This is a genomic window from Streptomyces sp. NPDC001858 (assembly GCF_053594615.1).
Genome location: NZ_JBSFEV010000016.1, coordinates 1 through 14,636, shown reverse-complemented (window position 1 = coordinate 14,636; position 14,636 = coordinate 1). Strand labels below are relative to the sequence as shown.

The window sequence follows — 14,636 nt, the reverse complement described above, 5'->3', positions numbered from 1 at the left end:
TGGCATGAGCACAGACGGTCAGGGAAGAAGTCGCTGGTTCGACGACGAGGCCGGACCGGTCGTCCGTCCGTACGCCATGACGCGCGGCCGTACCACCAGTGCGGTCCAGCACCGCCTCGATCTGATCGCGGTGGTCGTCGTCGAGCCCCACGCCGACGATCCGGACGCGGACTCCTCGCTGTCCCCCGAGCACGTGGACATCGTGGATCTGTGCCGGGACGCTCCGCAGTCGGTGGCCGAGCTCTCCGCCGAACTCAACCTGCCCATCGGAGTCGTACGGGTCCTCGTCGGTGACCTCGTCGACGCGGAATTCGTCCACGTGAACCGGCCGGTACCCCCGGCCGAGCTGCCGGACGAGGGTATTCTGCGCGACGTCATCAACGGCCTCCGAGCGCTGTGAGCAGCGCGGAAGCGGGGTGAAGACGTGAGCGGCCGGCAGTTCTGGGCGAACCGGGGCGGCGCCTTCACGGACACCGTCGCGCGCCGCCCGGACGTCCGGCTCGTCGAAGCGCTCTCCATCGAAGCCACCGCCATCACTCGACCTCCTGACCTGTCGGCCCTCGCCCCGTACGAAGGCCGCGCCGCCGTGCCCGTGACCCATGACGGGCATCTGGTCTTGGAACGCACGGCGATTACGCAGAGTTCCGATCCGGGTACGAAATCCGACCCGGTTCTGCTTGAGGCCTTCAACAACCTCTGCAGCGTCAAAGAGACCGTCCGCTGCCGCGGTTCGGCATTGCGCCTCGGCCCCGGCGACGCCCACGAGGTCAGCGATCCGTACCACGGGGGCACGCACCCACCCCATGTCACCGCGATCACCCCAGTCTTCGACACTGGCAGGACCGAGCTCCGGAGCCCGCCGCCCGACCACCCCCCCAGTCAAGCCATCAAGCAGGAGAAGCAATCGATGATCTTCGGGCGTTCTGAGCGCGGCAAGCCCCCGGTCGAGCCGGTCACGCTCAAGATCCTGGTGGCCGGCGGCTTCGGCGTCGGCAAGACCACGCTCGTCGGCGCCGTCAGCGAGATCAGGCCGCTGCGTACCGAGGAGTACCTCACCGAGGCCGGCCTGCCGGTCGACGACACCACCGGCGTCGAGGGCAAGCACACCACCACCGTCGCCATGGACTTCGGGCGCATCACCCTGCGTGAGGACCTCGTGCTCTACCTGTTCGGCACGCCCGGACAGGAACGGTTCTGGTTCATGTGGGACGAGCTCTCCGAGGGCTCGCTCGGCGCCGTCGTGCTCGCCGACACCCGCCGGCTGCAGGACTGCTTCGCCGCCGTCGACTACTTCGAACGACGCTCCATACCCTTCCTCATCGCCGTCAACTGCTTCGAGGGCGCGGATCGTTACCCGGAGGAGGACGTACGCGGGGCCCTCGACCTCGACGACGACGTCCCGGTGATGCTGTGCGACGCCCGCGACCGAAGGTCGGTCCGAGACGTTCTCGTCGGCGTCGTCCAACACGCGATGGACTACGGAGCCGAGCGCCGCAAGGCCGTCACCACCTGAGACGCCCGCCCGCACGGTTGGCACGGCCCGTACCCCCGCCGACCGGGGTACGGGCCGTGGCTCAAAGGGACACGCGCGTGCGAGACGCGCCGAGGATCGTCGTACCGATGACCTCGCCGACGAACAGGTCTCCGTTGCTCGTGGCCGAATCGCCCCTGGGGGAGTGGGTGTTCCCGTCGGGCAGCCCGTGTCGCGCGTGCCTGGATACGCCGAGAATGTACGGCGATGTCGGCTGACACCGGGAAGTTTTCACCGGCGCCCAGGGAGCGTCAAGGAGGCCGACGACAACGGTTGGGAGTACAGGAGCCGGAGGATCGCGACCGCCGCACCCGGACACCGCGGCCGCTGAAGCCACTCGCTGGCCGCACAGGCGGGTCCCTGACCAATTCGGGCCCCCCACACGCCTCTGACTGACCCTCGGACCGCCTGCCGACCGTTCCAGCCGCTCGCGGCATCGAAGCCACCGGCCGTCAGCGGCCTCAGGGCTGTCGGCCCCGGATCAGCCCATCCCCGGCTCCACACCCACCGCCCCGGTCCCCGCAGCCATCGGCTGCGACCCGCGCCGGATCTCATATCCGGCCGGCCCCGCCTGCCCCACCACCCAACTCGCCCCTCGCAATGACTTCGCAGCCTCCCGCGATCCGGCGCTCCACCTCCCCGGTGATCGCGTCCGAACCGGGCAGCCGCGTCAGCGGATTCAGCCCGGCCGCCTCCTCGCCCCGGCTCTCGGCCAGCGCCCGCACGAGGTCCGCGAGCCGGACGACGCCCACGCACCGCGCGTCGTGATCGACCACGGCCACGTCGTCGGAGGTGCGGTCCCGGTCGCCGTCCGCGACCGCATCCAGTACTTCCCACGCGGTCGCGTCGACGCCCACCGTCCGCGGCGGATCGCCGAGCGTGGCGGCGGGGCGGTCCGCGTACAGGGCGTGGCCGTAGCGCCCCGACATCGACAGCAGGAACCGCGAGCGATGCACCGATCGGACCGGGACCCCCGTGCGGTCCACGAGCAGTACTCCGGACACCTTCGGTGACCCGGTCAACAACGCCCGTACCTGACCGGCGGACGCGGTCGCCGACAACAGCGCCGCCGGTCGGACGAACTCCCGCACCGACGGCCCCGACCTCGTCGCCGACACGAAACCGGGGCCGAGGAACGGCTATACGCGTTCGCTTCGGGCAACCGGCTCGGCGGCGCGAACAGTGCCCCCTGCGCCAACCCGTCGGGCCTGGGTCAGGACGTCGCCTCCCTCCGGGCGGGCGAGCATTTCCAGCCCTGCGACCCCTCCGATGGCCAGGTTGACCACCGGTTGGAAGGCGAAGCAGAGAGTGCAAGTCCTCGGTCAAGGGCGCAAGGGCACAGGGGCGCAAGGACAGACGGGCACAGGCGCGCGAGGCTTCTCCGCGCTCTTCATCGCACCGCGATCACCGCCGACCCATGACCGAACAGCCCCTGGTTCGCCGTGACGGCCACGCGCGCGTTCGCGATCTGACGATCGCCCGCCTGCCCCCGCAACTGCCAGGTGACCTCGCAGACCTGAGCGATCGCCTGCGCCGGCACCGCCTCCCCGAAGGAAGCCAGCCCACCGCTCGCGTTGACCGGTATACGCCCGCCGGGCGCCGTCGCGCCCTCCCGGAGCAGCTTGGCGGCCTCACCGTCGCCGCACAGGCCCAGGTCCTCGTACCACTGCAACTCCAGTGCGGTGGAGAGGTCGTAGACCTCGGCGAGCGAGAGATCCTCGGGACCGATGCCCGCCTCCTCGTAGGCGGCTCGGGCGATCGAGGCCCGGAACGGTTCTCCGGCCGGATCGGCCCCTGCCGCGGAGTCGGTCGCGATGTCCGGCAGGTCCAGCACCATATTGGGATAGCGCGGCGTCACGGTGGACACGGCCCTGATCCGCACCGGATCCACCGCTCCGTGCCGACGGGCGAACTCCATGCTGGACAGCACCAGCGCCGCACCGCCGTCCGACGTAGCGCAGATGTCCAGCAGCCGCAGCGGATCGGAGACCACCGCGGAGGCGGCGACCTCCTCCGCGGTCACGCGCTTGCGGTACCGCGCGTTCGGATTCAGTGCTCCCATGGCTGCGTTCTTCACCTTGACCTGCGCGAAGTCCTCCGGCGTGTCCCCGTGCACGGCCATGCGCCTGCGCGCGTACAGCCCGAAGTACGTCGGATTGGTCGCCCCGAGCACCCGGAACCGCAGCCAGTCCGGGTCGTCCGGCCGGTCCCCGCCAGCCGGGCGGAAGAAGCCCTTGGGGGCGGAGTCGGCCCCCACCACCAGCACCACGTCCGCCAGCCCCGCCAGGATCTGGGCCCGGGCCGTGTTGATCGCCTGCGCCCCCGACGCGCACGCCGCGTACACACTCGCGACCCGGGCTCCCTGCCACCCCAGCGCTCTCGCGAACGTCGCACCGGCTACGTACCCCGGATAGCCGCCACGCACCGTGTCCGCGCCGACGATCGAATCGACGTCCCGCCAGTCCACACCCCCGTCCGCGAGGGCCGCGCGCGCCGCCTTCACCCCGTACTCGACGAAGCCGCGACCCCACTTGCCCCACGGATGCATTCCCGCGCCGAGCACCGCCACCTCTGCCGTCATCCCGCCACCCCCGTCGGCCGCCATCGCCAGGTCGTCCAGGTCGTCTCGGCGTCCTCTGCGAGCACGCCCGGTACGACCTCCACCTCCATGCCCACCGCCAGATCGGTGACGGTGACCCCGGGAACCGCCTGTCCCAGCACCACGATCCGCTCGGACTCCAGCTCCACAGCGATCAACGCGTACGGTTCCCACGGAAGTTCCGGGTCGGTCACATAGGGTGACGGAGGGCGGTACCGGCTGTCCGTGTACGACCAGACGCGTCCCCGCTGCGAGAGCGGGACCTCCTCCAGCTCGCCACCCTGGCAGCCCGGATTGCGGCAGTGCGTGTCCTCGCGCGGGAAGAACACCGCCCGGCACCCCGAGCACCGCGTCCCGAGCAGTCTGAAGTCGTCGCCCTCCCCGGTGAACCAGCCGGCGACCACGGGTGTACGTGTACGCGACAAGGGGTCTCCCTCCGGGTGTGTCATCTGACGGGTCGTCAGGAGTGTGGCATGCGCGCCCGGAATTGGGCAGGGAGCAGACATGACACGACTGTCCAGTGCCGTACGCAGCCTCGTCACCGTGCTCGCCGCCCTGCTGACTGCGACCACCGCCTCCGCCACGGCGCGAGCGCACACCGACCCCGAGGCGCCCGCCGACTTCGTGGCCCTGAGAACCGTGGACCCGACCATCCTTCAGCAGATGCGCTACTTCACCCCGCACAACTTCGTCGGCGAACCCATCGACGGCTACCGGCAGCCCGTCTGCCTCCTCACCCGGCCGGCCGCCGAAGCCCTCCACGAGGCCCAGACGACCCTGCTGCGGCAGGGATACACGCTCAAGGTGTACGACTGCTACCGCCCCCAGCGCGCCGTGAACCACTTCGTCCGCTGGGCCGAGGACCTGAACGACGAGACCACGAAGGCCGAGTTCTATCCGAACGTCGACAAGACCCGTCTGTTCGCGGACGGTTACATCGCCGAGAAGTCCGGTCACAGCCGAGGCTCGACCATGGACCTCACCATCGTGAAGCTGCCGGCCACGCCGACCAGGCCCTACGTGCCCGGCGAACCCCTCGTTCCCTGTTACGCACCGCAAGAGCAGCGCTTCCCCGACAACTCGGTCGACATGGCCACCGGCTTCGATTGCTTCGACACATTGGCCCACACCCTGGACACGCGCGTGCAAGGGCAGCAACGGGCCAACCGGCTGCTCCTCAAAGGCACCCTGGAGGACCTCGGCTTCGTGAACCTCGCCGAGGAATGGTGGCACTACACCTTCAAGCCCGAGCCCCACCCCGACACCTACTTCGACTTCCCAGTCTCCGTAGAGTCCCTCTCAAACGGCCGCTGAGCAGCCTCCGTACGACGCCCTCGCCAAGATCGGATACGCTCCGCCGCGTGTCCGATACTCTGCACTCCACTTCGAACTCCGCGCGCGACTCCCACTGTTCGAGTTGCGGAGCGCCCTACGGGGAGGGCGTCACCGGCTGGCCCCGCACCTGTCCGGCCTGCGCCGCCGTGGCATACCGCAACCCGCTACCGGTGGCCGTCGCGCTCCAGCCCGTCTACGACACGAAGGGCACCGCCCTGGTAGTCATCACCCGAACCATCGAACCCGCACGCGGGGGCGTCGCACTGCCCGGCGGCTACATCGACGACGGTGAGGACTGGCGACAGGCCATCGTCCGCGAACTCAGAGAGGAGACCGGCATCGAGGCCGCGCCCCGGGATGTGCGACTGGCCGACGCCATGAGCTCCTCCAACGGCCACCTGCTGCTGTTCGGGCTCCTGCCGGAGTGCCCCGCGGAGCGTCTCCCGGAGTCCGCCGCCACGGACGAGACCGAGGGCTGGCACCTCCTGCGCAGGGCGGAGGAACTCGCCTTCCCCCTGCACACGCTTGCCGCGCGGGCGTTCTTCGAGGGCCGCTACATCTAGGGCCCGCGCCTGCGGATCACGCCGGAGAGGCGGAGTCGGGTCCGTAGGCTCACTCGCGCCGATCAGACGCCTCCGCCTTTCCGACCTGATCCGCCGGACGGGCCAGAGCTCACCACTGGCCGAGCCCGCGTACGCGCACCGGGTAGGACGGTGCGTGCACGCCGTCCGCACCCTCCCGCTCGACGACGACCTGCGAGCCCTGCCAGCGCGCGATGTACCGTTCGGTCTCCGGCTCCTCCCAGCCGTCGCCGGCGTCCCGCACCACCAGGCCACCACCCGTCCGCCCCTTGACCGGTGCCCACACCTCCAGCTCCAACCCGCCGTCGTCGCCCCGCACGGGCAGGACGGCGCCGGCACGCGCGAACACCGGAATACGCGACAACGGGGCGTCCACGAGCACCTGCCCCGGCCCCTGGTACCCCCGCCCCGTCGCCGTGTCGTACCAGAGCCCCCGCGGCAACTGCACCGCACGACGGTCCGTGCCCGGGTCCAGCACCGGCGCCACCAACAGACAGTCACCCAGCAGGAACGCGTCCTCGCAATCCCGCAACGCGCGGTTCCGGGGCGCGCCCCACCACAAAGGGCGCACATAAGGGGCGCCGGTACGCCGGGCCAGCTGCGCCAGCGTCACGAAGTACGGCAGCAGCCGCCGCCGCTCGACGAGCGCCACACGCGCGTGCTCCAACACCTCGGGACCGAACTCCCACGGCTCCCGGCGACCCGCCCGCAGGCTCGCGTGCGTGCGGAACAGCGGCAGGTACGCGCCCAGCTGGAACCAGCGCAGATACAGCTCGGGCGACGGACTGCCGTCGAAACCGCCCACGTCCGGCCCCGAATACGGCACCCCGCACAGCCCGAGCCCCATCACCAGGGACAAGGACGCCCGCAAACCCGGCCATCCCGTGGCGACATCCCCGGACCATGCGCCGCCGTACCGCTGCTGGCCCGCCCAGCCCGACCGCGAGAAGACGAACGGACGCTGGTCCGGAACCAGCTCCCGCAAGCCCTCGTAGGCCGCCCAGGCCATGCACAGCCCGTACACGTTGTGCGCCTCGCGATGATCACCGCCGCGCCCCTCCAGCGAGTGCCGCGCGGAGCGAGGCAACGTCGACTCCCCGAACGCCGCGAACGACGTCGGCTCGTTCATGTCGTGCCAGAACCCCGAGAACCCCTCCGCGATCCGTTCCGCGTAGAGACCGCCCCACCACTGCCGCACACGCGCGTGCGTGAAGTCCGGGAAAACCGCCTCTCCAGGCCACACCACCCCCTCGACGACCTGTCCCGACGCATCGCGCACGAACGCGTCCTCGGCGACCCCGCCGTCGTACACGGCGTTGCCCGACGCGGCCTTGACCGCCGGGTCGACGACCGACACCAGACGTATCCCGTCCCGCCGCAGCTCGTCGGCGAGCACCGAAAGCTTCGGGAAGCGGTCCTGGTCGACGGTGAACACCTGGTGCTCGTCGTAGTGGTCGATGTCGAGATGGACCGCGTCCAGCGGCAGGCCGTGCTCCTGATAGCCCGCCACGATCCGCCGAACCTCCTGCTCACTGCCGAAGCCCCAGCGCGCGTGATGATGACCGAGCGCCCACACGGGCGGCACCGCCGCAGCCCCCGTGAGCGACGCCCAGGCGAGGAGCACGCGCGCGGGAGTGCCCACGATCACCCAACGGCGCAGAGGTCCGCCGTCCATCCGCACCTCGCACGAGCCCGGCCGGTCGTGCCCCGAGCCGGCTCCCTCCTCGCCCTCGCGCAGCATGACCGTGCCGTCCCAGGACGTGTCGTGGAACACCAGATGGGTGGCGGCGTCGGCCACCACCAGTTGCACCGGCATCGTCAGATAGAGCGGATCATCACCACGACCGAACGCGTGCCCGGGATCTGTGTTCCACAACCGATACGTCCCGTCCCGCAGCCGCGGCCCGGACGCCCGCCCCCCTAGACCGAAGAAACGCGCGTCCGCCGCCACCTCCGAGCGCTGCATCCAGCGCGCCTGGCCCCCGTCCTCCGGATCCCACCACCGGGGCGGCAGATCACGGCGCAACATCACGCCTCCCGGCGTGCACACCTCGACAGCGCCGTGCCGGGAGACCACAACCGTCACCCGCTCGGCGACGACCCGCCACCCGCCGTCCTTGTCCGGCTCCAGCACCGCCCGGGGATCCGGCTCCGGACAACGTCCGGCCAACGCGTACGACGGCTCCGGCTCCGCACCGTCCCAACCCCAGAACACGGCCCCGTTCACCGCGACATGGATCCTCAGCTCCGAGCGGCTGAACCGAAGCGTCCCCCCGCCGGGTCCCGGCTCCGCCTCCTGCACCGGACCCGGCACCCGCGCCCGCTCGGGACCCCGCACCGGCAACCCGGACGCGTCCGCACGCCTCCTGCGCCATGCGGACCTCACGGTGCGCAGACCCTGGGCCGTCCCCGCAGAACCGACCGCCTTCATCGAACGCACCAGGTCACGACCGTCCATGCTGTTCACCCTGTCACTGACCGCGCCACGCGCGCGGGTCGTTCAACTGCCGTTCACCTGTGGCGGGACCACATCTTCACGACACGGACCGTGCGGAGCCCACCCTGGTGCAGAAGTCGATCACATGGCATCGTCCGTGTCAGCCGCGTCACGCGCACCACCCCAGCTCGTGCGCGGGCGACGCACACGACGCGCAGAGTCCGGGAGCCGCCCCATGCCGACCGTGAACCCCGAGCCGCTCTGGCGGCCAGATGCACAGCGCATCGCCCAGGCCCAGGTGACGAAGTTCCAGACCTGGGCGGCCGAACACCACGGAGCCCCCTCCGAAGGCGGCTATCCGGCGCTGCACCGCTGGTCCGTCGACGAGCTGGACACGTTCTGGCAAGCCGTCACGGAATGGTTCGACGTACGGTTCTTGACGCCCTACGCGCGCGTGCTGGGCGACCGCGCCATGCCCGGCGCCCAGTGGTTCCCCGGCGCGACGCTGAACTACGCCGAGCACGCCCTGCGCGCGGCCGCCACCCGCCCGGCCGAACCCGCCCTGCTGTATGTCGACGAGATCCATGAGCCGAGCCCGGTCTCCTGGTCCGAGCTGCGCCGCCAGGTCGGCTCCCTCGCCGCCGAACTGCGCGCCCTCGGCGTCCGCCGCGGGGACCGGATCAGCGGCTACCTCCCGAACATCCCACAGGCCGTCGTAGCCCTCCTCGCCACGGCCGCCGTTGGCGGCGTCTGGACCTCCTGCGCCCCCGATTTCGGCGCCCGCAGCGTCCTCGACCGCTTCCAGCAGGTCGAACCCGTCGTCCTGTTCACCGTCGACGGCTACCGCTACGGCGGTAAGGAGCACGACCGCCGGGACGTCGTCGCCGAACTGCGCGCCGAACTGCCCACGCTCCGTGCCGTGGTCCACATCCCCCTCCTGGGCACGGAGCCGCCCGAGGGCGCCCTGGACTGGGCGGCCCTGACGGCCGCGGACCAGGAGCCCGTCTTCGAACAGGTCCCCTTCGACCACCCGCTCTGGGTGCTCTACTCCTCCGGTACCACCGGCCTGCCCAAGGCCATCGTGCAGTCCCAGGGCGGCATCCTGGTCGAGCACCTCAAGCAGCTCGGACTGCACTGCGACCTGGGCCCCGAGGATCGTTTCTTCTGGTACACCTCGACCGGCTGGATGATGTGGAACTTCCTCGTCTCCGGCCTCCTGACCGGCACGACGATCGTTCTCTACGACGGCAGCCCCGGCTACCCCGACACGGGCGCACAGTGGCGCGTCGCCGAACGCACCGGCGCCACCCTCTACGGCACCTCGGCGGCCTACGTCATGGCCTGCCGCAAGGCCGAGGTGCACCCCGCCCGCGACTACGACCTCTCGCAGATCCAGTGCGTCGCCACCACAGGCTCCCCCCTCCCGCCCGACGGCTTCCGCTGGCTGCACGACGAGGTACGCGACGACCTGTGGATCGCCTCCGTCAGTGGCGGCACGGACGTGTGCTCCTGCTTCGCCGGAGCCGTCCCGACGCTCCCGGTCCACACCGGCGAACTCCAGGCCGCCGGCCTCGGCACCGACCTGCAGTCCTGGGACCCGAGCGGCCGCCCCCTGATCGACGAGGTCGGCGAACTCGTCGTCACCAACCCCATGCCTTCCATGCCGGTCCGCTTCTGGAACGACCCCGACGGCAGCCGCTACCACGACAGCTACTTCGACACCTACCCCGGCGTATGGCGCCACGGCGACTGGATCACCATCACCTCACGGGGCTCCGTCGTCATCCACGGCCGCTCCGACTCCACGCTCAACCGCCAAGGCGTGCGCATGGGCTCCGCCGACATCTACGAGGTCGTCGAACGGCTCCCCGAGATCAAGGAATCCCTGGTCATCGGCATCGAACAGGCCGACGGCGGCTACTGGATGCCCCTCTTCGTGCACCTCGCCCCCGGAGCGGTCCTCGACGAGGCACTCCTCGCCCGCATCAAACAGGCCATCCGCGAACAGCTCTCGCCGCGCCACATCCCCGACGAGGTCATCGAGGTACCCGGAGTCCCGCACACCCTCACCGGCAAACGGATCGAGGTCCCCGTCAAACGCCTCCTCCAGGGCACCCCACTGGAAAAGGCCGTCAACCCCGGCTCCATCGACAACCTGAACCTCCTGCACTTCTACGAGGACCTCGCCCGCAAGCGGTCCTGAGCCCGCACTCACAGTCACCAAGGCGATCGCGCCGGCGCTTTCGGCGGGCTCGTCCTCGATAGCACTATGGTCGTGACCTGCACGTTTCGCCGCGACAGGGTTGGAGGTCGACTGGCGAGCCCCCGATTGTCAGTGCCGTCGATTACTGTGAGTGAGCATTGATCGACTGTGCACACAGGGGGAAAACATGGCACACATCGACCGCCGAACGATGCGACGCGTCCTGCGCCGTGAAATCGCCGGCACCATCGGCCTGCTCACCGACGAACACGACTTCCGTGCCATGCGGCGCTACCGCACCTTCACCTTCGACGATCACCCGACGTACCTCCAGCAGGTCGAAGACCTCCTGCGGACACGCGCACTGCAGGGCAGCCACACCACCGTGGCGCTCTTCGACCCGCAGGAGTACGCCGAGTACTGCACCACCAAGGGCCTCGACCCCGACATCCCCGCCAACCGCACCCGCTTCACGGCCGAACTCGCCACCACCGGCCCCACCATCCCCTACGAGGGCCAGCCCCTCACCGACCTCCTGCCCGCCCTCGTCGATGAAGCCGTCCGACAGGCGACCTGGGAGTACGCGGCCACCCTGCTGGCCCGCCTCGGCGCCTGCGCCACCTGCGGGGAGGACATCGGCCGCGCGGCCTTCACACGCGCATCGGATCTCGTCGCCCGCATCCTCGACACGGCATCACCCGGCAACCGGCATCTCGTCTGCAGCGTCACCGGCACACCCGAAACGCTCGTCGCCGTGCTCCACGCGGACGAAGAGGCCGACGGCGCCACACAACTCGACGAGGCCGAAGCACTCGAGTTCACCACCGTCCTCGCCCTGGGACTCGCCACGCAAAGTCCGGGCGGCCTGGTCATGCGCACCAGCGCTCCCGACACCCCCGACCGGATCTACGGGTGGCGTCTGCGCGGAGAAGGCCTCGAACCCCTGACCGCCGGGGAGGTCTTCGACGCCTATTGCACCGACGTCGAATCCGGCGACCTCATCTCACCCGAGTCCGGCGTGGACTACTGCTTCCCACCGGACCTCGGCCCGGACGGACGGCCGCCGGGCCACCACCACTGAACGAAACGGAACGCCCACATACAGCAGGGGCGCGCCACCCGAAGGCGGAGCGCCCCTGCTCACCGGCTCATCGCCGACCAGATCCGACCACTACTCGCCGGACAGCACGGCCTGCGCCGCGTTGCGTGCCTCCTCGGCACTGTCCGTGGCCCGCGCGGCTGCCGCGGCACGCTCGCACTGAGCCAGCGTGAACTTCGCCAGGGACGCCCGCACGTAGGGGATCGACGCCGACCCCATGGAAAGAGAGGTGACACCCAGACCCGCCAGCACACACGCGAGCAGCGGATCGGCAGCGGCCTCACCACAGACACCGCAGCTCTTGCCCTCGGCCTTGGCCGCCTCGGCGGACACGGCGACGAGGTCCAGCAGCGCGGGCTGCCACGGATCCTGCAGCCGGGACACCGCACCCACCTGCCGGTCGGCGGCGAAGGTGTACTGCGCGAGGTCGTTCGTGCCCAGCGACAGGAACTCCACCTCCTGCAGGATCGAACGAGCCCGCAGAGCGGCCGACGGAATCTCCACCATCGCGCCGAACTTCGCCTGCAGGCCCGCCTCACGGCACGCGTCCGCGAACGCCTTCGCGTCGGCGCGGTCCGCCACCATCGGCGCCATCACCTCGAGGTAGACCGGCAGCCCCTCGACGGCCTTCGCCAGCGCCGTCAACTGGGTCCGCAGGACGTCGGGGTGGTCCAGCAGCGTCCGAAGCCCACGCACACCCAGCGCCGGGTTGGGCTCGTCGGCCGGAGTCAGGAAGTCCAGAGGCTTGTCCGCACCCGCGTCCAGCACCCGCACGACGACTCGTCCCTCGGGGAAGGCCTCGAGCACCTGGCGGTAGGCCTCGACCTGCTTCTCCTCGGACGGGGCATGCTTGCTGTCGTCGAGAAAGAGGAACTCGGTCCGGAAGAGCCCGACGCCCTCAGCGCCGGCCTCGACGGCCGCAGGCACATCGGCGGGTCCGCCGATGTTCGCGAGCAGCGGCACCTTGTGACCGTCCGCAGTGGCACCCGGACCGGTCGAGGCGGCCAGCGCCGCCTTGCGCTCCGCGGCCGCTGCGCGCAGCCGGCCCTTCTTCTCGTCGCTCGGGTTGACGAAGATGTCGCCGGTGCTGCCGTCGACGGCGATCACCGTTCCCTCGGCGAGCTCACCGGCTCCCGGCAGAGCCACGACAGCCGGCACACCGAGCGCGCGGGCGAGGATCGCACTGTGGCTCGTCGGCCCGCCCTCCTCGGTCACGAAACCGAGCACCAGCGTGGGGTCCAGCAGCGCGGTGTCGGCGGGCGCCAGGTCCCGCGCAACCAGCACATAGGGCTCGTCACTGTCCGGGACACCCGGCATCGGAACACCCAGCAGACGGGCGACGATACGATTCCGCACATCGTCGAGATCGGCTACGCGGCCGGCGAGGTACTCGCCTGCTCCGGCCAGCAACTCCCGGTACGCGGCGAATGCGTCGTACACAGCGCGCTCGGCCGTGCTCCCGACGGCGATACGCCGGTCCACGTCGACCATCAACTCGGGGTCCTGAGCCATCATGGCCTGCGCTTCGAGCACTGCCTGGGCTTCACCCCCCGCCAGATTGCCGCGAGCCATGAGGTCGGCTGCCACGGCCTCCACAGCTTTGCGGGCGCGCCCCTGCTCGCGCTCCGCGTCCTCCGCAGGTATCTGCTTGGCAGGCGGTTCGAGCACCGCCGTTCCCATGTGCCGAACCTCGCCGATCGCCACTCCGTGACTGACACCGACGCCTCGCAGCGTTGTCTCCATTTCACCCGTCTCCGATAGTGCGGCGGGTCCCGCCGCCGCGGTGATTGTCCTGTTGCGCCGTCGACATGACGGCCTCGGCACTACTGCCAGGAAAAGAGGACGTCGCCGGCCTTCACGTCGCCATCTTCACGGAGTTCACCGAGAGAATCAGCCGTGGCCTCCAGTGCGACGATCGGGCACACCGGGGACTTGCCGGCCTCCTCGACTGCGCCCGGGTTCCACCGCACGATGCTCTGCCCACGCGTGACGGTGTCGCCCTTGTTCACGAGCAGCTCGAAGCCCTCGCCGTTGAGCTGCACGGTGTCGATCCCGAGATGGGTGAGCACTCCATGCCCGTCGGCGTCCACCACGACGAAAGCGTGCGGATGGAGGGAGACGATGACTCCGTCCACGGGGGCGACGGCCTCGGAAGGCTCACGCACCGGGTCGATCGCTGTGCCCGGGCCGACCATGGCTCCGGAGAAGACCGGATCCGGCACCGCTGCCAGCCCGATGGCGCGTCCTGCAAGAGGGGACGTCACGGTGGTCATGGGAAGCCTCCCGGGGGTGGAGATGTATATGGGCCGTTACTGCCTGTCCAGGACGGCGCACTGTGCAGCAGGGTATGTCATACGAAGTACCGCTTCCGCACGAGAGCTCCCGATCCATGGTCTAGACCACTAGCCTAATCGATTTGCAGCGACTCCGTGGCCCCGTGTACAGTCGTGCTCCTGCTTGAGGGTGAGCGACGCGAACAAGCGCGCTTGCCGAGCAGCATCCAACTTGTCAGATCCTATCTTTGGATCATCTTCTGCATGCCTGCAGGACGGTGGTCAGAAGGCCGGAAAAACCCTGATAGAGTCTGGAACGCAAGACCGAAGGGAAACTGCCCGGAGGAAAGCCTGAGTGAAGCTCGGGTAAGTACAAAGGAAGCGTCCGTTCCTTGAGAACTCAACAGCGTGCCAAAAATCAACGCCAGATATGTTGATACCCCGTCCCCGGCAGTGATAGCTGAGGATGAGGTTCCTTTGAAGTAAAACACAGCGAGGACGCTGTGAACGGCCGGGCTTATTCCGCCTGGCTGTTCCGCTCTCGTGGTGTCGTCCCGATTACGGGAAAACATTCACGG

General features: G+C 69.7%; 11 protein-coding genes and 2 pseudogenes. 7 read left to right on the top strand and 6 right to left on the bottom strand.

The window, feature by feature from the left end; genetic code table 11:
• The first annotated feature begins 4 nt into the window (after positions 1–4).
• The 3 genes and pseudogenes from ACWCPF_RS22655 (at position 5) to ACWCPF_RS22645 (ending at position 1,513) form a co-directional block, all read left to right on the top strand.
• Entirely contained in the window at positions 5–400 is a 396-nt protein-coding gene (locus tag ACWCPF_RS22655; protein ID WP_451046866.1) for a DUF742 domain-containing protein, read from the top strand.
• A gap of 24 nt (positions 401–424) precedes the next feature.
• Positions 425–826, top strand: a pseudogene (locus ACWCPF_RS22650) (hypothetical protein); the annotation flags it as partial.
• Between the two features lie 81 nt (positions 827–907).
• Complete coding sequence (locus ACWCPF_RS22645) at positions 908–1,513, top strand: GTP-binding protein (RefSeq protein ID WP_451046985.1); 606 nt, start codon at positions 908–910, stop codon at positions 1,511–1,513.
• Between the two features lie 629 nt (positions 1,514–2,142).
• On the opposite strand, the pseudogene ACWCPF_RS22640 reads toward ACWCPF_RS22645, so the two are convergent.
• From ACWCPF_RS22640 to ACWCPF_RS22630, 3 genes and pseudogenes are all read right to left on the bottom strand, one after another.
• Positions 2,143–2,729 (bottom strand): annotated as a pseudogene (locus ACWCPF_RS22640) (CBS domain-containing protein); the annotation flags it as partial.
• Between the two features lie 192 nt (positions 2,730–2,921).
• Positions 2,922–4,112 carry a lipid-transfer protein gene (locus ACWCPF_RS22635; protein WP_451046865.1) on the bottom strand — a complete coding sequence of 397 codons (1,191 nt, stop codon included), beginning with the start codon at positions 4,110–4,112 and terminating at the stop codon, positions 2,922–2,924.
• Positions 4,109–4,534, bottom strand: coding sequence for a Zn-ribbon domain-containing OB-fold protein (locus ACWCPF_RS22630; RefSeq protein WP_451046984.1), 426 nt, complete (start codon positions 4,532–4,534; stop codon positions 4,109–4,111). The genes ACWCPF_RS22635 and ACWCPF_RS22630 overlap by 4 nt, the downstream gene beginning before the upstream one ends.
• A gap of 100 nt (positions 4,535–4,634) precedes the next feature.
• On the opposite strand from ACWCPF_RS22630, the gene ACWCPF_RS22625 reads away from it, so the two are divergent.
• A complete protein-coding gene (locus ACWCPF_RS22625; RefSeq protein ID WP_451046864.1) occupies positions 4,635–5,444 on the top strand; it encodes a M15 family metallopeptidase in 810 nt (269 codons plus the stop codon).
• Between the two features lie 47 nt (positions 5,445–5,491).
• The gene (locus tag ACWCPF_RS22620) at positions 5,492–6,028 is read left to right on the top strand and encodes an NUDIX domain-containing protein (protein WP_451046863.1); all 537 of its coding nucleotides are present in this window, start codon (positions 5,492–5,494) and stop codon (positions 6,026–6,028) included.
• 109 nt (positions 6,029–6,137) lie between these two features.
• On the opposite strand, the gene ACWCPF_RS22615 is transcribed toward ACWCPF_RS22620, so the two are convergent.
• On the bottom strand, positions 6,138–8,504 hold the full coding sequence (locus ACWCPF_RS22615; RefSeq protein WP_451046862.1) for a glycoside hydrolase family 31 protein: 2,367 nt from the start codon (positions 8,502–8,504) through the stop codon (positions 6,138–6,140).
• Between the two features lie 214 nt (positions 8,505–8,718).
• Between ACWCPF_RS22615 and ACWCPF_RS22610 the strand changes: the two genes are divergently transcribed.
• Together ACWCPF_RS22610 and ACWCPF_RS22605 are read left to right on the top strand one after the other, a co-directional pair.
• A complete protein-coding gene (locus tag ACWCPF_RS22610) occupies positions 8,719–10,686 on the top strand; it encodes an acetoacetate--CoA ligase (RefSeq protein WP_451046861.1) in 1,968 nt (655 codons plus the stop codon).
• 187 nt (positions 10,687–10,873) lie between these two features.
• Positions 10,874–11,767: a hypothetical protein gene (locus tag ACWCPF_RS22605; protein ID WP_451046860.1), complete on the top strand. Its 894-nt coding sequence runs from the start codon at positions 10,874–10,876 to the stop codon at positions 11,765–11,767.
• Between the two features lie 90 nt (positions 11,768–11,857).
• Here the strand turns inward: ACWCPF_RS22605 and ptsP are convergent, their stop codons facing one another.
• Together ptsP and ACWCPF_RS22595 are read right to left on the bottom strand one after the other, a co-directional pair.
• Positions 11,858–13,528, bottom strand: a complete 1,671-nt coding sequence (gene ptsP / locus ACWCPF_RS22600) for a phosphoenolpyruvate--protein phosphotransferase (protein ID WP_451046859.1) — start codon at positions 13,526–13,528, stop codon at positions 11,858–11,860.
• Between the two features lie 80 nt (positions 13,529–13,608).
• Positions 13,609–14,058, bottom strand: a complete 450-nt coding sequence (locus ACWCPF_RS22595) for a PTS sugar transporter subunit IIA (RefSeq protein ID WP_451046858.1) — start codon at positions 14,056–14,058, stop codon at positions 13,609–13,611.
• Between the last annotated feature and the right edge of the window lie 578 nt (positions 14,059–14,636).

Bases quoted from the DNA above. Each gene is read 5' to 3' on its own strand.
- ACWCPF_RS22655 (WP_451046866.1), top strand. From the start codon at position 5: ATGAGCACAGACGGTCAGGGAAGAAGTCGCTGGTTCGACGACGAGGCC.
- ACWCPF_RS22645 (WP_451046985.1), top strand. From the start codon at position 908: ATGATCTTCGGGCGTTCTGAGCGCGGCAAGCCCCCGGTCGAGCCGGTC.
- ACWCPF_RS22635 (WP_451046865.1), bottom strand. From the start codon at position 4,112: ATGACGGCAGAGGTGGCGGTGCTCGGCGCGGGAATGCATCCGTGGGGC.
- ACWCPF_RS22625 (WP_451046864.1), top strand. From the start codon at position 4,635: ATGACACGACTGTCCAGTGCCGTACGCAGCCTCGTCACCGTGCTCGCC.
- ACWCPF_RS22615 (WP_451046862.1), bottom strand. From the start codon at position 8,504: ATGGACGGTCGTGACCTGGTGCGTTCGATGAAGGCGGTCGGTTCTGCG.
- ACWCPF_RS22610 (WP_451046861.1), top strand. From the start codon at position 8,719: ATGCCGACCGTGAACCCCGAGCCGCTCTGGCGGCCAGATGCACAGCGC.
- ACWCPF_RS22605 (WP_451046860.1), top strand. From the start codon at position 10,874: ATGGCACACATCGACCGCCGAACGATGCGACGCGTCCTGCGCCGTGAA.
- ptsP (WP_451046859.1), bottom strand. From the start codon at position 13,528: ATGGAGACAACGCTGCGAGGCGTCGGTGTCAGTCACGGAGTGGCGATC.
- ACWCPF_RS22595 (WP_451046858.1), bottom strand. From the start codon at position 14,058: ATGACCACCGTGACGTCCCCTCTTGCAGGACGCGCCATCGGGCTGGCA.